The organism is Paenibacillus turpanensis, from assembly GCF_011421635.1.
Classification (GTDB): Bacteria; Bacillota; Bacilli; order Paenibacillales; family YIM-B00363; genus Paenibacillus_AK; species Paenibacillus_AK turpanensis.
The window spans coordinates 1-18,787 of the sequence record NZ_WTLI01000021.1 but is presented as its reverse complement, the minus strand read 5'-3'; the positions used below and the strand labels follow the sequence as shown (position 1 = coordinate 18,787).

Below are 18,787 nucleotides of genomic sequence, written 5' to 3'. Positions count from 1 at the left end.
TTCCAGACCACATGTGCGGGAAGGGAAGCCTTTTTCATTGAACCGTTCTCGCCTTGCCCGCAGTGAGCTGGAAAGGCTGAAGGCCGCACGCGAAAATGAAAAAATCGGCACATCCTTACTGGTGTGCCGATTTTTATTGGCTTGAATTCATTTCAGATGCCCATACCAAAGCCAGGCAGCCCCTGCTCTGCAGATTCCAAATAGATCGCATTGCCGTTAATGATCAGCAGAACGGTGCCGTCGCCCAAAATCGAAGCGCCTGCCAAATAAGGCAAGTGCTTGAATCCATCCTGCGGCGGCTTCACTACGACTTCTTGCTGTCCAATTAAGGAATCCACCTTCAAAGCAAAGCCGGTTTTCAGAATAACGAGGTACTGTTTCCCCTCATCCTGCCGATTCTCCAGCCCGAAATACTTGCGCAGGCAAATGACCGGGTATACTTTGTCCCGAAGCATTAAAATAGGCTGTCCCTGCATCGTTTGCAGATCAGCATCCGTCACCCGGCCCGTTTCTTCGATTTGATCCAGCGGGATGCCATACGGGTCGCCGCCGACGCTTACCTGCAGCACCTGCGTCATCGAAAGCGTTAACGGCAGCTCGATGCGTACCTTTGTGCCTTGTCCTGCTTCGCTGAAAACCTGCACATCACCTTGCAGGCGGACAATCGTCGTCCGCACGGCGTCCATCCCGATGCCCCGTCCCGATAAAGAGGTTACCTCCTCGGCGGTTGAAAAGCCCGTGCGGAAAATATACGGGATTAACTCATGCGGCTCCAGCTTTTCCAGCCGCTCTCCTTCGACCAGACCGCTCTCCCGCAGCTTTGCCCGGATCCGCTCGACGTCAATACCAGCTCCGTCATCGCTGACCTCCAGCACGACGCGGTTCCCTTCGCGACATGCCTCGATGCACAGCAGCCCTTCAGCCGGCTTGCCCCTGGCTGTCCGCTCCTCCGGCGCTTCGATGCCATGATCGATGGCATTTCGGATTAAATGGATCAGCGGATCGGACAAGGCCTCGACTAGCGTCTTATCGAGCGTCGTTTCCTCTCCTCTAAACTCAAGGCGAATCTGCTTGCCCGACTGGCGGGCCATATCCCGGACGAAGCGATTGAATTTGCTGAATACATGTGCGACCGGAAGCATCCGGATGTCTACGATCGCGTCCTGCAGCTCCTTGGTGATCCGATCAAGCATCGCAAAGCGCTCCTTCAGCTCGCGGGCATAAACCGCAGCCGCCGGATCCTCCACCATGCTGCGAATCATAAACGGAAACGCATTTTTGGCAATCGCTAGCTCTCCAATCAAATCCATGACCCGTTCCACCTTGCCGGTTTCCACACGAATGATTTTTTCCGTTTCGGCTGCCGTCTCCGACCGCACGCTCTTGATCGGCACCGGGCTGCGCTCCGCCGGATGCACGCCCACTTTGGCAAGCGCCCTGCTCGGCTGCACATTCGAAGCCTCCGGCTTGACCTCCTGCCCGGGTTCTGTGCGCTTCTCTTGTACGATCGCAGGCTCTGCGCCGCCGCCCGCCTCGGTAGCGACCTCCACGCTCGCTTCCGAATAGCCGCCCGCCAGCTCCTTAAGAGCGTAAATATCCGGCGCAGCCGCCTGCGTCAAAGCATGTAATGTCTCATCTCCAAGCACCATGGCGCACTGCAGTAATAGTTCCTTTGCCAGCTCCCACCGCTCAATCAGCGGCCTTCCTTTCGGCGCGAGAAAGTGAATTTGCTCCACGATGAGCTGCTTAGCCAGCCCAACCATCACCTTCATATCAATCGGAGCTTCATAGACTGCAGCTTCTGGGACAGAAGCTCCGGCATATCGATCCGCAGCTTCGACTACAGCCCGACCGGCAGCTTCGTCAATTCCTTCATCCGCAGCTCTCCAGGCCACTCCCGCAGCAATTTCCGGCTCAGCTGCGAATGCAGACCGCTGAGCCCGTGCGCCCGGCTGCGCGGTTGAGGCATCATGCGCTTCCATGCCATCGCTCCACTCCTCAACCTCCGGCATAAGCAGCGTGCCGAACTCCTGCTTAGCCGCATCCTCCGGTTTGCAAAGCTCCCATAGATCAAGCACCATATCGGAGATGGCAACAGGGCTTCCGCCGCGCGCCCATTCGAGCAGAGCTCCCTGTACGGCCTGCAGCACATCCGCCCACCATGAGGGCAGCGCGACCGCCGGACCGTCCTCTTCCCGTGCGCAGTACTGTTCCAATATCGTGATCGTCACAAGAAACTGCATATATACCATCAGCAGCTGTTCCTGGTCCCGCTTCTTCTCCGCCATACGAATAAGCTTATCGATCATCGCACTTAAACGACCGACAATTTTTTCTTCCATAATGCGGCATTCCGCCAGCGCCTCGGCCTCCATCGCCAAGGCCCGCAGCTGGCGCACTTGACCCCGCTCAGGCTGAACTCCTGCACCATCCAGTGAGGTGTACAGCGGAAACAGATGGGCGAAGGTATCCTTTTCCTTTTCCCCCGCCATAAACGCCTTTACCGTCTCCACCCATTCCTTCGGTTCCGAAGAGAAAAGCGCAGGCCGCGGCTCCAGCTTATCCATGGCCGCATGCGCGGAACTCGAGCCCGTCCCCGAAACCGTCACTGAACCCGGACGCGTACGGTATTGACTCAACCGGTGCAGCAGCTCCGGCTCCGACTGCGGATCTTCCGCTCCCGCTTCGATATATCCCGCCATCATCCGAATTTGGTCGAAGCACTCCAGCAATATATCCGTCAGCGTCGGCTCCAAGCTTCTCGACCCGCTGCGCAGCTCATCCAGAATGCCCTCCAAAAGATGGGTGAGCGTTGCGATTCCGCTATAGCCGTATAAATTCGCCGATCCCTTTAACGTGTGGGCAGCCCGGAAAATATGGTTTACATTTTCCTCATCCTCCGGCTGCTCTTCCAGCATCAAGATATGGTCGTTAATCGAATTGAGCAATTCCTCGACTTCGTTTAAGAACGATTGCTTTACATTCATCGTCTCGCCCCCTCCGGTTTCACGCCGAAGAGCCGTATTAATGCTTCCAGCTGCTCGGGTCTGACTGGCTTTACCAGATAAGCATTAGCCCCTGCCTGATACGCAAGCTGTTGATCGGACGGTTTATTTTCACTGGACACGACCGCTATGGGCATTTTGTACTTTTGTTCCCCGCCCCGCAGCTCCCGTATAAATTGATAGCCGTCCATCTTTGGCATATTAATATCGACAATTGCCGCATCGTACGAACGGGCCGCAAGCTTCTCGAGCGCCTCCAATCCGTTGTAAGCCTCTGAAATCTGAAAGCCCCTTTCGGTCAGGTAGGCACGGTAATAATCCCTTGTCGCCGACGAATCCTCAACGATCAAGACTCTGGACCTTGCCGTCATCGAACATCACCTCGCCATCGGTTTTTGATAAATAATGGAATGTTGGAATTTCCGAAGCTGGAAAATGGAGGTGATACGGCTCATGGATTCGGAGTGCCCGAGAAACACATATCCCCCGTCCTTAATCGATTGGTAGAAATCCAAGGCCACCTGCCTGCGCGATTGATCGTCAAAATAAATAAGCACATTCCGGCAAAAGATAACGTCCACGTGTTCCATTTTGCGCATCATGGCCGATTCCATTAAATTCAGCTGCCTGAATTCCACAAGCCTGCGCAGCTCGTCCGTCACCCGCAGCTCATTGCCGTCCTCTTCAAAATACCGGCGGATATAAGGCGCTGGAATATGACGCGTCGACCGCTCCCCGTAGCAGCCTTTTCTGGCAAAGGCAAGCACCTTATTGTCGATATCCGTGGCAATAATCCGGCACCTCGCGAGGTTTTCCGGGCGAAGCATCTCACAAAGTATGATCGCCAGCGTATACGCTTCTTCCCCCGTGGAGCAGCCGGCCGACCAAAACACCAGATTGCCTTTCTCCCGGCGAATCAGCTCCGGCAGCACCTCTTCCGCAAAACATTTCAGCTGATGAAACTCACGAAAAAAATACGTCTCATTAACCGTTAACACCTCGATAAAGGCCTGCAGCTCCGCCCCGCTGCTTTCGAACCGCAGCATCGAATAGTAATAGTTAATATCTTGAATACCGAGCGCCTCCAAGCGCTGAATTAATCGCCGTTCCATGAAATACAGCTTGCTGTCCGGAAAATAAATTCCAGTCTTCTGATATATGTAATCCCGTAATCGGTGAAATTGCTCTAAGGAAAGGGTGACATTCATAATTGATCCTCTACCGCTCGGACAGGCTGGTCATCGCCGAGCCTGCGCAGAGCTCTCTGTCCGACGAATTCAATGTAGGGATGGGCAAGCTGATCTGTAACGCTGCGAATGGCCTCCGCCTCGGCGGCGCCGCCTCCCAAATCCCCCAAGGCCTCAATGATGGCCACAATGATGTTTAATTCCTTTTCAATAGGAAGATGCTTGGATAACAGCTCATTCACTTCATCCTTGAAGGGCAGCCCCGATAACGATTGAACGACAAATAAGCGTACATCCGGGTCCATATCGTTCAAGTGATTTTGCAGCACCTTCAAAGATGTTCTCCCAAAGACCGGAAACAGCTCGACCGCTAGGTTTCGTGCCGCAGCTTCTTCCGAGTAAAACAGTTCGATTAGAATCGCCGTCCCTTTCTCAGGCGGCAGCCGTGTGATTTCCGTCCCCAAATATTCAAGGACATCAGAACGCAAAGGCGTCTGCAGCACATTACATAAATACTGCTCCTTCTCTTCATGTGAAATATCTTGAAAGAAATCCCGAATCATACCCAGGTTTCCTGTTTGACAGTAAAAACGGAATTGTTTATAGTCCATAACCCAGCACCTCGTTCACGATGACTTTGCCGATCTGGTAGGATGGGAGCACAAGCCTCGCTCCTCCCTGTTCGACAGCCGCTCTCGGCATGCCGTATACAACCGCCGTTTCCTCCGATTCGGCTATCGTCAATCCTCCGTTTTTACGAATTTTCACCATTCCCTGCGCTCCGTCCGATCCGATGCCGGTTAGCAGCACGGATATAATCATCGATGACGGAAGCTGCTCCGCCAGCGAATTCATTGAAACGTCCACCGACGGCTTAAACACGCTTTCCTTCGGATGAGAACGAATCGCGATTCGCAGCTGCTGCTTGCCGAGTGTTTTTTCGATGAACATATGCTTGCCGCCCGGCGCCACATAAAGCGTTCCCGGCTCCACCGTCATCCGGTGAGCGGCTTCCACTACCCGAATTTGAAACCGTTCATTCAGCCTTTCCGCAAAGGAAGCCGTAAACACGGGGGGCATATGCTGGACTAAAAACAACGGTGCGGGAAAGTCCTCCGGAATATGCTGCAAAATATCCATGATCGTTCGAGGACCTCCCGTAGACGCGCCGATGATGACCACATGCTCAAAGCCATATCCGGATTTGTGATCCGCTCCTTGTCTCTCCGGAGCAACTCCCAGCTGAAGCTCCGTCTTCTTGCTTGTACCCGCAGCTATAATGCGGTCCGTCAGCTTTTGGATCATTGCATCCATCTCGGCACTGCCCAGCACCTCCGGCTTCGTGACGTAGTCAAACGCGCCCAGCTCCAGCGCCTCGAATGTCACCAGCGCCCCTTTTCGGGAATATGCCGACAAGATGATGACCGGACATGGCGCAAGCTCCATCAAATATTGCAGTGCTGTAATCCCGTCCATCGTCGGCATATGAATATCCATAGTTACCACGTCCGGGCGCAGCTGAATTGCCTTTTCGACTCCTTCCCGCCCGTCCCTGGCCATGCCAATCACTTCGATCCTAGGGTCGCGCGACAGACTCGAAAGCAGCTGCTGCCTCATCAACGCAGAATCGTCGACAACAAGCAACCTGATTTTGCGGTTCATCTCCATCATCCTGACCTTCTTCTTCGTTCAACTCTATAAGTAATCTACTCCCAAGCTGCGGGATCGATTAACGGAATGAAACGGGCATCCGATTCCTTATAAAACCCCTTAAGCCATCGAAATTCCAAGTCATCCCGATACAATCCGGCTTGCTGCAGCTGCTCTAAGGAAACAGACAGCACCCGTGTCACCTGCTCAACCCCGATACATCTCGAGGCCCCCCGTCCCTGCATCACGACAAGCTGCCCTAGGTTCTCCTCTCTTGAGCCAAGCTGCAGCTTTTCATTCGCATCGACAACCGTTACCAGCTGGCCGCGAATATTCGTCAGCCCTGCAACTCCATCCGGAGCGAATGGGATTTGCCGAATGGGCGTCACCCGGGTGATTTCCCGTACCTTTGCGGCTGGAATTCCGAATTCCTGTCCCTGCAGCCGGAAAAATACGTATAGCTCCTTTGCCGCACCATGCGCGCTCAGCCCGACCGTTGTCTCTGCACCGGCATCCAGACCCAAAGCAGCAGCTGCGGATTCAGGGCTCTTCCATGTGCCCGCCGCTGTACTTGAGATCAGAAACGGAAGCACTCCCGTTTTATCCAGCAAATGCTCCAGCCCGAGCAGAAAAATCGGCTTCGTGCTGCCGTTCAGATGATGCACGCTTTGAATGCCGTCCGCCAGCTGCTTAAACGAGCCGGGCATCCCCACGGGAGCATCCTGCCGGAGCCTGCGAACCTCGTTGACCTGTGACACCGCCAGGCCGATTCGCAGCACGCCCGTTGCCGTCGGAAGCTCGACGCAGATCACCCTCGCGGGACGTCCGACGGACTGTCCGAACAAGAGCACGGCTGTATTCACGACAGGCATCATCCGCCCGTCCCGGAACAACCCAAGCCCCATAAAGCTTGAGGGCATTCCTTGAATCGGCTCCAGCTTTTCCGGCATCGGAGCGATTTCCTTTACCTGCTTCATCGGAAGCGCGTAGGATTCTCCGGCAATGGCAAACTGCAGGATCGGCAATGCATCCTCCCTTTGCGCTTCGTCCTCCCCCTGCAGAGAGGAGTGCCCGGGTGCTGTTCCTCCGACAGCGGTGATCCCCTGCTTGCTCCCATGACCCGTCCCGGCCACGGCATCAAGCACCGCTTCAGCGCGGATCACGCGAATCACCGTGTCTCCCCTCATGACAAAGCCTTCGTACTGTCCCAACGCATCCGCATCGGAGCCTCGGCCGCTCTCGCCCTCTAAAACCATAACATCCGCGATCCGGTCAACCGCAAGCCCGGCGGAACGTTCCCTGCCCTGCAGAATGAGTATCTTTTGAGGCGGATGCTCGCTCTTATGCCCGATCCAGCGGCTGCCGTTAACGACCGTAAGCAGCGTCCCTCGCTGATTAATCAAGCCTTCCAAATAGGGCTCGGCAAAAGGAACCCGCGTGACTCGCTCCATCCGCACGATCCCTTTTACCGTTTCAATCGGCAGTCCATAGAGCTGCTCATTCAAGTAAAATGTAACCCACTGACGGCCACGGCCTGTTTCTTTCATTTTCACTGCTCCTCCAGCGTCCGGATTATACGAGGAACTCATCCGCCATGCTGGCAATTTCCTCAATTGCGCGGGAAAGCTCATTAATGCCGATGGTCTGTTCCTGTCCGGCATGCGCCGCCTGCCTGCTGGCAGCCGCTGCCTCGATGGCGGTCGAGGCAATTTGATCTACGGCACGCTTGGACTCCGTAACGGCATGCTCTGCCTCCACCAGGCTTCGGTTACTGCTCAGCACCCCTTGGCTCAGCTGCTGAAGATGCTCCTCAATATCGCTGGAATTGCTTAGAATCCGCCGGGCCTTCTCAACCTCTGTCTTTGTCGTTTCTTTCGTCACCTGAAGCTCACGGATGACTAGTGAAACTTGTGACTGAATATCCCGAATCAAATCCTTAATGTTTTCCGCGTTGGTCGCCGTCTCTTGCGCTAACGAACGAATATCACTAGCAACCACAGCGAAGCCCCGGCCGTATTTCCCCGCTCCTGCCGCTTCAATCGCCCCGTTCACGGCAAGCATATTCGTCTGAATGCCCACCTTATCGATCGTGTTTACTATTTTATCGATGCTGCGGATTTGCCTCTCCAGCTTAAGCAGGCTTTCCAAATTCTCTTCAATCTTCGCCAGCCCCGCGGAAATGTTGCCGATCATCATTTCCGTCTGGCCCTTCCCCTGCTCAAACTGGCCGATCACATCGCCAATATATTGCTCTGAAGCCGAGCCCAGCAAGCCTACCTTCTTCGTGAGCTGCTCCAGCTGGATCAGGGCCGACGCAGACTGCTCGGTTGCTGCGGATTGCAACTCCGCATTTCGGTCGATCAAATTAATGGCGCCCATAATTTGCTGGGCCGCCAGCGCCGCTTCGGTAATCGAAGCGGCCAGCTCCTCGGAAGCCGCAGACAATGCTTCAACGGAACGGCTCATCGCTTTGCTGTCGCGCAAATCCTCCGTCAGGTCGGACAGCTCCAGCGCGCTGTGGCTGATATCCTCCAGCGCCTTGCTCTGTTCCATAATCGCTTGAACCGCCTGTTCGGCTCCAGTAGCCTGCTCCTCTGCCGCCTCCGCGATCATCCTCGAGCCATTTTCAAAATCCTTAATGCCCGTTTTCAGAGTCAGCATCTCGCTGTTGATTTCTTTCATGCCTTCCACAAAGTCATTCATCTTGTTTCCAATCTGCTGCAGCCCCGCCGTTACATGTCGGCCATTCTCAACCTCCTGCAGCGATACCCGTTCAGATTCCATAATGGAGGAGGAGATGGATCCAACCTCAAGCTGGATCGCTTCGACTACTTGCTTAATATCTCGAGCGGATTTCTCGGAAATTTCCGCCAAAGAGCGAACCTCGTCCGCTACGACCGCAAAGCCGCTGCCATGCTCTCCGGCGCGGGCCGCTTCAATCGCCGCGTTCAGCGCAAGCAGGTTGGTCTGATCCGCCAAATGCACTACGGCTGCGATAATGTCTCCGATCTCCTTCGCCTGCGATTCCAGCTGTCCGATCAAACGCGCAGAATCGGAATTTTTCACCGCAGATACGGAAACCCCCTCGATGAGGCGGTTAATATCATTTGAAGAAACGTTCACCATGTTTTGGACGGATAAGCTGCGGTTCATCGAAACTGTCGCATTTTGCGAAATGACGTTCATATTTTCCATAATCTTCGTAATGGAAGCCGAGCTCTCCTCACAAGCGGAAGCCGCCTGCTCCGCTCCCGCCGCCAGCTGTTCAATCGCTGACCTCAGCTCATGGATCGCTGATTGGGACTCTTCGACACCCGCTGAAAGCTGCTGTGTCGCCGTGGCAAGCCGCTCCGAGAGCTGCTGCTGCTTGGCGTACGATCTCGCGCGCATCCGCTGCTCCTGCAGCCGCTTGGCTGAAAGCTTGTCCGTCTGAGGGAGCGCCTCTGCCTGAACTCGCGGTTCTCCGCGAAGGTCCCCCGCTCCTAATTCTTTTCGTAAAGCGGGGATCGTCGGCGGGGATAACAGGGTCTTGTTCTCATTCATGAAATTCGTTCCTCCATTCGATTCAGGGCTTGTGCCATCGGAAGTGTAATCGTAAACGTCGTGCCTTCATTGACTTTGCTTTCCACTTGAATTTTACCTTGATGCTTTTCAATAATTTGATAGCTGATCATCAGCCCGAGACCTGTACCTTTCTCCTTACTGGAGTAAAAAGGCTCCCCAAGCTTTTCAACCCGGTCCTCCGGGATTCCGCAGCCTTCATCTTGAATCTGCAGCAGCAGCGAATATTCCTCTTGCTTCAACGTGATATATATATTTCCGCCGTTCGGCATCGCTTCAATCGCATTTTGCAGCATGTTAATGAGCACCTGCTTGATCTGATTCGCATCGCATTGTATGCGGGATACGGCTGCATCACGAAGCACTTTGAGCGATACACTGTTCATCACCGCTTTGGTCTCCATCAAATTCACCACATCCTCGACCAGCAGCCATAGATCATGGTCATCGAACCTTACGATTTGCGGCTTGGCAAAAGCAAGAAATTCACTAATAATCGATTCGATCCGCTCAACCTCTGACAGCATCAACCCATAATACTGGTTCGTTGGATCCGAGCCCTGAAGAATTTGCGCAAAGCCCTTCAGTACCGTTAACGGGTTCCGCACTTCATGTGCGACCCCGGCAGCCAGCTGCCCTACCGCAGACAGCTTGTCCGATTTGCGAAGCAGCTCCTCCGTCTCTTTTTTCTGCGTGATGTCCTGCATTTGTATGATGTAATATAACGGACGGCCATCCGCGTCCCGAACCAGAGTAATACACAAATACCCCCAAACCAGCCGCCTAGAGGAGTGAATGAATCGGCGCTCCATTTCACAGGACTGCAGCTCACCGATCAAAAGCCCCGTACAGCCCTCCAAATATCCGTCACGATCCTCCGGGTGAATATAATTAAGAATGGACTGGGGCTGATCGTGCTCTTGAATATCGAGCGCTTCACAGAACGCGTAATTCATCTTTTGAATCGTTCCGTTCACGGAAACAAGCGCCATCCCGACCGCAGCGTAATGGAAAGCCGCGTGAAAGCGTTCCTCCATCTCGCGTGAATGCGTATCGTCCTGGCGCCGATTGGTTACGTCCTCTAACGACTTAATCAACACATACTGATCGCCGTCCATTTGCTTCACTTTTCCATGAATATCGACGAAAACCTCGCTTTGATCCTTTCGCAGCGCGCGGACCCGGGTATGAATCCTCCCTGTAAAAGGCGCAGCGAGATCGCCTGCCGGAAGCGAACTTCGATGCTGGGGGCTCAACAATCTTTCGTAGCTTTCTCCCAAAAGCTCGTTCTCCCGATAATCGAGCACCTCAGTCAATTCTTGGCCAACTTTAAGAAAGCGACCATTTTTTAGAATGCTCACCTCATGCAGCCATTCCTCTACACCTTGGCTCCGTGCGTATTCTTCTTTCCCCTCTTCGTCATATTCCCGATCAAAATCTTGCATAGTATGTTTCATAACATGTTCTCCACCAGATGCAGGATTGAACTCGCTTTTCCTAGTATAAAAATTAAAAAACAGCGTGTAAATGAGTAATATCGTCGTTTCAAGAGGGATCCTGTCGTTACATGTCGAACGTACAAAAAATCGTAAGAATTCATTCGTTTTTGCGGGAATATAGCGAAATTTAAGGAATTGTATTCATGAAAAAAAGCCGGGCGTAAGCGCTCCGGCTTTCATTTATACATAATGTAAGAGTAGGTCTTGCCCTCGTCGTGTTAAACAAACGTGATTTTACGCTTCCCGTGATTTGCTTGCGTCCGGGGAAATGCTTGCTTCATCCGTTTGGCTTTCCCTGGAAGACGATTTTATCGAGTTCGTCCCGCTCCCTTGAGAAGCGGTATGGTCGAGATGAGCTTGAAATTGCTCCATGAGAAGCTGCAGGGACTGCAGTACACCATTCACCTGATCATCGCTTAACTCTCGCAGAACATCGCCAAACAATTTTTGCTCGTAGGAATGGAACAAGCTCTTAAACTGCTCGGATTTCACGGTCGTTCGAATCCATGTCACTCGGCGGTCAGACGTGTCGCGTACCCGCTCCACCCATCCGTCCCGTTCCAATCGGTCAATAATGCCCGAAACCGTGCTGTAGGATAAAAAGGTTCCTTCGCTGATTTGACCGATTGTTTTCGGCCCCCGATAAATTTGTCCGAGGGTTATCAGCTGCGGCTTCGTTAACTCAAGATCTTTAACCATTTCGACGATCGCCGAATTGTAGAGTCTTGTCACTTTCCGCAGCGCTTGGCTAATTTGTTCTGCTTGAGCACCATTCATGGGGCGATGAACTCCTTCTATCCCAAAAAGTCAGGTCGTGCTGTTCACATTATAGCATTTATCATTTTTCACGTGTAACGATGGTTTATCGCCGCATTGCCCTCGAAAAGCTTTAAGTCCCCGGTGGAATCGCGCTCACGTTCCAGCCGGCCGCGATCTCCCTGTTACGCTCCGACATCCGCTTTCGAAGCGTTCGCATCGATCGCCCTCGTCTTTCGTTTCCAGCCCATCCAAATGACAAACGGGATACAAATAAACGCCGGAATGGCCGACAGGTAAAATGTATCTGCAATCGCGCGCACAAAGGCTTCCTTTTGAATAAGTCCTGCGATCAGAGAGGAAGCCGCCGCCGTGGCCGTACCTGCATCCATAGAGGCCTGCTGCATATAACCGGAAAGCGCGGCAATCGTCTCCTTCGCGGCAAACGAATCCATGGTTACACTTTCATTAATGTACTGCGTCAGTACCAGCTGCCGGTTGCTCATGATCGCAGTAAAAATCGCGATCGACATCGAGCCCGCAACTTGCCGCGAAACGTTGCCCAACGGTGACGCATTCGCGATTTGATGCGGCTGCACCGCCTGCATCCCGGCGGAAGTCAGAGGCATCATGCACAGCCCAATGCCGACCGAGCGAATGCACATAATCACATTCAGCCAGTGGTTGGGCGTATCGGCCGTCAACTGATGCATCTTCAGCGTCGTTATCCCTAGGATCGCCAAGCCGACCACACCAACGGGAGCAATCCCAAACTTATCGGTAAGCTTGCCGCTCAGCGGCATCATGATCGCCATCACAATGGCCTGCGGCATCATGACGAGCCCTGCTTGCATCGAATTCAAGCCTTGAATGTTTTGCAAGTACAGCGGGGTGAGAAAGGAGCCCCCCATTAAGCCCATCATGACTAGGCAGGAAGCTACTGTACTGATGGCGAACTTCGCGTTTCCGTAAAGCCTGAGGTCCAGCATCGGGTTCTTCGTTCCGAGCTCCACCCACAGCAGCAGCGCAAAGCTGAGCAGGCTGATAAAGAAAAAGCTGAGTATATACGGCGACGTCCAGCCTTCCGATTGCCCTTTGCTTAATGCAAACAGCAGCGTACCGAAGAAGGTCATAGACAGCACTGCACCCGGAACGTCGAACTTGATCCCTTTAACCTTCGGTGAATCCTTCAGCAGCACGTTTCCAATAAATACCGCAAAAACCCCGATCGGAATGTTAATGAGAAACAACAAGCGCCAGCTGAAATTTTGAATCAAGTATCCCCCTGCCGTCGGTCCAAGCGCAGGAGCAACCATTGCGGCAATGCCCCAAAGTCCAATAGCAGTGTTTACCTTTTCCCTAGGGAATGTTGAATAAATGATGGACATGCCAATCGGCATAATAAAGCCGCCGGCTAACCCTTGAAGGATTCGAAATAAAATTAAGGTCGTATCGCTCCAAGCCAAGCCGCATAAGACCGAGCCTACCGTAAACCCGGCGACGGAAAACACAAACACCGTTTTATTGCCAAACCGCGTTCCCAAGTAGCCGCTGAGCGGTATAACCATAGCAGCAGCAAGCATGTAACCGGTAAGCACCCACTGCATCGTTTGGGTATCGGAACCAAAGATTGCTGTGAGCTGGGGCAGGGCGACGTTCATTAAGCTGCTGTTTAATACCGAAACAAAGGTTCCGAGAACGATGGCGATTAGCCCAAGCCATATTCCTTTTCCTTCCTCAGCCGAAGGTACCGCGGGGGCTTGCTCCTCTGATGATGTAGACACAAAAGCCCCTCCTTATTCCGCCTTGAGAGGCGTTCCTTCCGTGATGCTGTCGGTTGGCTGAACAACGATCCGGGATGACGCCGTGAGCCCGGAAGCACGGACATAAGCCAATGACGGACTCTTTTCCTTCGCGGTTACCTCAACATAGTGGGCTTTGCCATCTATAACGGAAACAAGATAGGTTTTCCCGTCTCTCGTTACTAGAGCGCTTGACGGCACCTCCAGCTGTGCCTGCGCTGCGTCGCTTACATGTACCTGAGCGATCATACCGGCAAAAAGCAGCCCCTTCGCATTATCCACCGTCACCTTGACCGGGAACGTCGTGCTGTTTGCGTTCGACACCGGGCTGACGAACGTAATGGTACCTGGGAACGTTTCGTTCGGTACGTTCTGCACCGATACCGTGACGGCAGCCCCCGCCTGCAGCTTGCCGATCTGGTTCTCCATTACACTGAGCTCGACTTGTACGCGGTCCATATTCACCAACGATAACACGGTCGTTCCTGCCTGAGCCATTTCTCCGGCGGAAACGGAGCGCTTCACGACAATTCCGTCAATCGGAGCTGTAATCGCTGTATGATCCAGCGCCGACTGTGCCAGCTCCGCCGTTGCCGTCAAGCGTTCCACTTCGGCTTCCATCGCGATGACCGTATTCTCGGTCGCGCCCGCCTTCGTCAAATCCAGCTTCGCCTGCGCCGCCGCAACGGCGGCCTCCGCCGATTGTTTACCCGCCAAAGCCTGCTCATAGCCGGCTTTCGCTTTATCAAATTCAAACGTCCCGCGCTCCAGATCGTCACGTGTGACAGCCGAGGTGCTGTCATACTGGTTCCGCAGCTGATTATAAATATTCGTCGCCAAGCGGTAACCCGACTCCGCCTGCTCCACCACCGCCGAAGCGCTCGCTAAGCCCGCTTGCGCCTGCTTCAGCGCGCTGGCCGCAGCGTCAAGCTCCTGCTGCCGCGCCCCATTGCGCACATCGGCCAGCTTCGCCTTGGCCGCCACTAATGCCGCTTCCGCCTGGCGCAGCTGCTTCTCGAGGTCTTCCTTCTCCAGCTGCAGCAGGACATCGCCCTTCTTCACCTTGGCGCCTTCTTCCGCAACAACGGAAGCTACTCTGCCGGAAACCTTGGAGACGACCTTTACCTCCTGGTCGGGAATCACCTTGCCGCTGAAGCCGGCATCCGCCGCCGCACTGCTAAGCTTTATTGTCTGCACGGGAACGGCCGAGCCTTCAGCCCCCGTTGAAGCATCCGTCAATCCGCAGCCCTGCAGCATAGCGGCCGTCGTTAACACCAGCACCGCAGGAATCCATTGTTTCACATGTCCTGTTCTCTTCATGTTCTCTTCGCCTTCTCCTTTATGCTGCTGTCTTAACACGATTTATCGTTTTTATTCCATCACATGGATTTTAATCGTAGCGCTCAGCCCAACCGACAAGTCCAAGCCTTGCTGATCCCCGATCGCGATCTTGATCGGAATCCGCTGGGTTACCTTCGTAAAGTTTCCGCTCGTATTGCTGGAAGGCAGCAGGGCAAACGTAGATGCCGTTGCATGGCCAATCTCCGAAACCTCTCCCTGCAAAGTCGTTCCCGAAAACGTGTCGATCATCACGTCGACCTTCTGTCCTTTGTGCACCCGTTGAATATCGGTCTCTTCAATATTGGCCGACACATACAGCTTGCTGTTATCGACAACCATTGCTACCGTCTGTCCCGGCGAAGCAATTTCCCCTTCATGGACCGAGGTTTTGATCACCGTTCCCTCGATCGGCGAACGCAGTACTGCCTGATCCAGCATGCTGGTTGATAAATTGCTGCTGTCCTGCTGACCGATGATTTGGTCCATCACGACATGATCGCCTTCTTTAACTTGGAGCGAGGTCACCTTCCCGGAAACACGAGGCACAACCTTATAAATATCGCCCGCCAGTCTCGCATCCTCCGTCGTGATGTAATGCTGGCTCTGATACCAGTACATGCCTCCCCCGCCGATCCCTGCAATGGCGAATACCGCTAAAATCACGTACAAAATAACTTTGCGCTTCATCTTCTCTCCCCAACCTCTTCCCGTTGTTTATGGCGTGCTCAGCTGTCACACCAAAATGTTTCTCATACGAAATACTTATAGAGAGTCCCCCGCAATAACTCCCTTGGACACCAAACATTTCGTACACGAAATTTCCTATACGAAATATATCACATGGGAGAAATGTTTGGGAAGAATTTTTTTTCAATATAAAAAGCTGCCCATCGCCTGTTTGGCAGGACAGCTTGTGAGTATGCTCATTTGCCACGGGGAGGCAAGACAGAGGCGGACCATAATGCCCACCAAATATAAAAAGGCTGGAACAGCAATCGAATCCATGGATAATACGGGATGCTATTTAGCCCGCCCGGAACCTCGTTGCCGTATAATGCATTGTTAATATTGGCCGGAAAGATAAGGATAAAAAAGACCGCGGTTGCTGCGCCCGTCAGCCGGGAGTAGCCTTTGGTCAAGAGCCCTATAGCTAGAAGGAATTCCAATATGCCGCTAATTACGTTAATCGTCTCGGGGTAAGGAAGAATTCCGGGAATCATTTGCACGAATTGCTCACTGCTTGTAAAATGACTGATTCCTGTGGCCACTAGCATGATACTCATAGCATAGCGGGCTCGTTTGTTAGCTGATTCTAAATAACGTGTTCTACTCAAGAGAAATACAAGTGTAAGTGTCGCATAGCTGCTAACCAAAATCAGTAAAGGGATCATTCGACATCCTTCCTTTTTTCCGTTTGGTTATCTCCACTTCAACCGTCTATTAAGCATCCACAGTCTTAAAGTACAGCTTCTCCACTTTGGTCTTATCCGCATTGGTCAATGCTTCAAATTCAAAATACAGCTGACTCTCTTCTCCATCAATCCACAGATATCTCACTTCGATAGAAAAACCGCTGTTATCGTTATATTCGTAGAGATCGATGCTGTATTCTTCCGACGGCTCGGAAAATGCTCCTTCAAGCTCAAGCACTTGCTTGATAAGCGCTTCCCCTTCATCATCCAGCATTTTATTCTCTTTGAGCTTTTCGAATCGCAGGGCAATAAGATCCTCTACCGCTTCCTTCACCCGTGCTGTAATCTGCTCTCGAAGCATTTCACTACCCCCTCTCCTGTTTTTCCTATTCTAAATCTTACCTAACTTATGCGTTGTGCGACATAGATCCTCCGACACTTTTTCCGGCACTATGATATGGACTTCATAAACGTTACTCTGGAGTATTCCGGTCTGAAAAAGTCCTTTTCAACCTTGACCTCTTGCAGCGGATGCCCCGCCATCATTTCCTTCACATACCCTTCGTCACCCTGCTTAAAAAGACGAATCATATCAACCCTCCTCTTGTTACTCCCTTACCCAGTCGTACTCCATCATGCGTGCCGTCTGTACGGCCCTCTCCTCGCCGAACAATCTCTCTACTACATATAAAGCTGCATCGATGCCTGCCGAAACACCCGCAGACAACACGATCTTCCCATTATCCACATAACGCACATCATCGAGGACGATCGTAGTAGGGGAAACATTGTCTCTTAATTCATCAATCGCCGAACGATTCGTGGTAACCTTTAATCCATCGAGTACATTCGTTTTAGCCACAATGAGAGCTCCTGTACAGACGGTTAGAAGAATCTCCACATCGTTGGACACTTCCCGAATCCATGTCGTGAGCGTTTCATTCCACATTTCTTTGCGAGAACCCCACCCCCCCGGAACCACCAAAATGTCCGGCTTCGGACAAGTATCGAATGTGTAGGCCGAATTGATGCTCAAATTGCCGATTGCGTTCACCGGACGTTCGTATTCGGCCACCGTGTACACCTTCAGATCCTTCCCCCGATTGCTTGCGGAAATAAATACTTCAAAGGGTCCTACAAAATCCAACGGCTCTACTAGATCAAAAATCAAAATCGCTACATTTCTTGCCTGACGCACCTGTTCCATAGCCATCATCCCCTATAAAATATTAGAAAACCTCTCTCGAAGCATTTCTATGATGTTAATGACCACTTGCGATATAGAACGCGTCAGCTCCGCTAAAACCTTCTATACCATAAAAAAAAGTACTTGGTCATCGACCAAATACTTTGCCCAGGCGTACGGCATATGAAATATGTGCTCCCTCGTGGTCATCCACGTTTACGCCAGTTGCACATACAAATATTTCCTTACCCCTTTATATCAGAGTTTTCTGAATAGTTCAACGTATAATCTACCTAACCTAACTATTTACACTTTCATTCAGCATGACCAGGATCTTCTCGCCCTCAGGCGAGCTTTAGGTTCCAGGGTGAAGGTAACTGAAAGCGATATCGATTCGACTCGGATTTTTGCAGCTTTCGATCCGGCTCAGCAGAAGCGAGTAAAAGGCATCAAACACTTCAAAATCCTGCTTTTCCGGAAATCCAAACGCCATTGCCTTCGTCTCCATATTATCGTGATAGTTAAGCAGCAGAAACACCATATTCCTTTCTTTAAATATCCGTGGTCCCGCTTGGGGGTCCATTAGCTCCAGCATTGGCCCCAGCCGCAGGCTTTCAGGAGAACCCGAATCAATACGACCTCTATTTTTCCAGTCATCCAGAAGATGGTCGCTTCTTATTATTTTTTCAGCTGCGATAATCTCATTCAACGGTATAACATAGACTTGTTTCCTACGCTTGATCGTCAAATGATCCTCACCAACCAAGAGTGTGATCCCGGCCCTAACCGGTATTTTCGGCGCACCACCCACATGGTAAGCGGTATACGAGTCAATCGCCCTAAACTTCTTCAACTGTTCCGCTTTATTTTTACGGTCTAGAGAGTCGATAAAGAATAGAACTAAGACAAGGAATAAGAAGCATGTAAAAATTAAAAATACCATCATTCCGATCTTGTTCACCTCTCCCCCAAGGATCATGCGCTGGTTAACCCCAGTATATCTAGTTATCGCTGCAAAGGAGCTTCCCACCCTCCTCATTATATACTTTCTCTGTCAAATCTGTATGAAGTCACCGCTCCACATCAATCCACAGGTATCTCACTTCGATAGAAAAACCGCTGTTATCGTTATATTCGGAGAGGTTGTTGCTGTATTCTTCCGACGATGTCCTATCTCGCTTCCAGGGAATCTCTTACTTCAAGAATATTCAGCAGGGTGAAGATGAACCAGATCGTTCGAACGGTAAACAGGATTGAGTCGTCATAGCTCCATTTTGTCACGAATAAGTCGCTCCGTCTGAGTTTGGTTGTGAGTCATTGTTCATCTAGATGAACAATAGAAAAAACCTGCAAAGTCTCTTAGGCCCCCTAATTAAACTGGAGTCCTC

General features: G+C 52.1%; 17 protein-coding genes and 1 riboswitch. All 17 genes read right to left on the bottom strand.

Features of this window, described 5'->3' with window-relative positions; all coding sequences use genetic code 11:
• Positions 1 to 152: 152 nt before the first annotated feature.
• Entirely contained in the window at positions 153 to 2,987 is a 2,835-nt protein-coding gene (locus GQS10_RS18040) for a chemotaxis protein CheA (protein WP_166244802.1), read from the bottom strand.
• Positions 2,984 to 3,376: a response regulator gene (locus GQS10_RS18035; RefSeq protein ID WP_166244800.1), complete on the bottom strand. Its 393-nt coding sequence runs from the start codon at positions 3,374 to 3,376 to the stop codon at positions 2,984 to 2,986. Before GQS10_RS18035 ends, GQS10_RS18040 begins: the two co-directional genes overlap by 4 nt.
• Before the next feature lie 6 nt (positions 3,377 to 3,382).
• Complete coding sequence (locus GQS10_RS18030; RefSeq protein ID WP_166244797.1) at positions 3,383 to 4,213, bottom strand: CheR family methyltransferase; 831 nt, start codon at positions 4,211 to 4,213, stop codon at positions 3,383 to 3,385.
• Positions 4,210 to 4,803, bottom strand: a complete 594-nt coding sequence (locus GQS10_RS18025) for a HEAT repeat domain-containing protein (RefSeq protein ID WP_166244795.1) — start codon at positions 4,801 to 4,803, stop codon at positions 4,210 to 4,212. Before GQS10_RS18025 ends, GQS10_RS18030 begins: the two co-directional genes overlap by 4 nt.
• Positions 4,793 to 5,854: a protein-glutamate methylesterase/protein-glutamine glutaminase gene (locus tag GQS10_RS18020; protein WP_166244793.1), complete on the bottom strand. Its 1,062-nt coding sequence runs from the start codon at positions 5,852 to 5,854 to the stop codon at positions 4,793 to 4,795. The genes GQS10_RS18025 and GQS10_RS18020 overlap by 11 nt, the downstream gene beginning before the upstream one ends.
• A gap of 44 nt (positions 5,855 to 5,898) precedes the next feature.
• Positions 5,899 to 7,389, bottom strand: a complete 1,491-nt coding sequence (locus GQS10_RS18015) for a chemotaxis protein CheW (RefSeq protein WP_166244791.1) — start codon at positions 7,387 to 7,389, stop codon at positions 5,899 to 5,901.
• Between the two features lie 25 nt (positions 7,390 to 7,414).
• The gene (locus GQS10_RS18010; protein ID WP_166244789.1) at positions 7,415 to 9,385 is read right to left on the bottom strand and encodes a methyl-accepting chemotaxis protein; all 1,971 of its coding nucleotides are present in this window, start codon (positions 9,383 to 9,385) and stop codon (positions 7,415 to 7,417) included.
• Positions 9,382 to 10,860, bottom strand: a complete 1,479-nt coding sequence (locus tag GQS10_RS18005; protein WP_166244787.1) for an ATP-binding protein — start codon at positions 10,858 to 10,860, stop codon at positions 9,382 to 9,384. Before GQS10_RS18005 ends, GQS10_RS18010 begins: the two co-directional genes overlap by 4 nt.
• Positions 10,861 to 11,136: 276 nt before the next feature.
• Complete coding sequence (locus tag GQS10_RS18000; protein WP_166244785.1) at positions 11,137 to 11,679, bottom strand: MarR family winged helix-turn-helix transcriptional regulator; 543 nt, start codon at positions 11,677 to 11,679, stop codon at positions 11,137 to 11,139.
• A gap of 164 nt (positions 11,680 to 11,843) precedes the next feature.
• Complete coding sequence (locus tag GQS10_RS17995) at positions 11,844 to 13,442, bottom strand: DHA2 family efflux MFS transporter permease subunit (protein ID WP_166244783.1); 1,599 nt, start codon at positions 13,440 to 13,442, stop codon at positions 11,844 to 11,846.
• Between the two features lie 12 nt (positions 13,443 to 13,454).
• Positions 13,455 to 14,780 (bottom strand): efflux RND transporter periplasmic adaptor subunit, encoded by a 1,326-nt coding sequence (locus tag GQS10_RS17990; protein WP_166244781.1) that lies wholly within the window; start codon positions 14,778 to 14,780, stop codon positions 13,455 to 13,457.
• 51 nt (positions 14,781 to 14,831) lie between these two features.
• Positions 14,832 to 15,488: an HlyD family secretion protein gene (locus GQS10_RS17985; protein WP_166244779.1), complete on the bottom strand. Its 657-nt coding sequence runs from the start codon at positions 15,486 to 15,488 to the stop codon at positions 14,832 to 14,834.
• A 236-nt stretch (positions 15,489 to 15,724) separates the two neighbouring features.
• Complete coding sequence (locus GQS10_RS17980) at positions 15,725 to 16,084, bottom strand: DoxX family protein (protein ID WP_166244777.1); 360 nt, start codon at positions 16,082 to 16,084, stop codon at positions 15,725 to 15,727.
• Positions 16,085 to 16,241: 157 nt separating this feature from the next.
• Positions 16,242 to 16,574, bottom strand: a complete 333-nt coding sequence (locus tag GQS10_RS17975) for a DUF7668 domain-containing protein (RefSeq protein ID WP_166244775.1) — start codon at positions 16,572 to 16,574, stop codon at positions 16,242 to 16,244.
• Between the two features lie 89 nt (positions 16,575 to 16,663).
• On the bottom strand, positions 16,664 to 16,804 hold the full coding sequence (locus GQS10_RS17970) for a hypothetical protein (protein WP_166244773.1): 141 nt from the start codon (positions 16,802 to 16,804) through the stop codon (positions 16,664 to 16,666).
• Positions 16,805 to 16,820: 16 nt separating this feature from the next.
• Entirely contained in the window at positions 16,821 to 17,420 is a 600-nt protein-coding gene (locus tag GQS10_RS17965; protein ID WP_166244771.1) for a DJ-1/PfpI family protein, read from the bottom strand.
• 138 nt (positions 17,421 to 17,558) lie between these two features.
• Positions 17,559 to 17,638: riboswitch (ZMP/ZTP riboswitch) on the bottom strand.
• A 116-nt stretch (positions 17,639 to 17,754) separates the two neighbouring features.
• A complete protein-coding gene (locus GQS10_RS17960) occupies positions 17,755 to 18,438 on the bottom strand; it encodes a hypothetical protein (RefSeq protein WP_166244769.1) in 684 nt (227 codons plus the stop codon).
• Positions 18,439 to 18,787 lie beyond the last annotated feature (349 nt).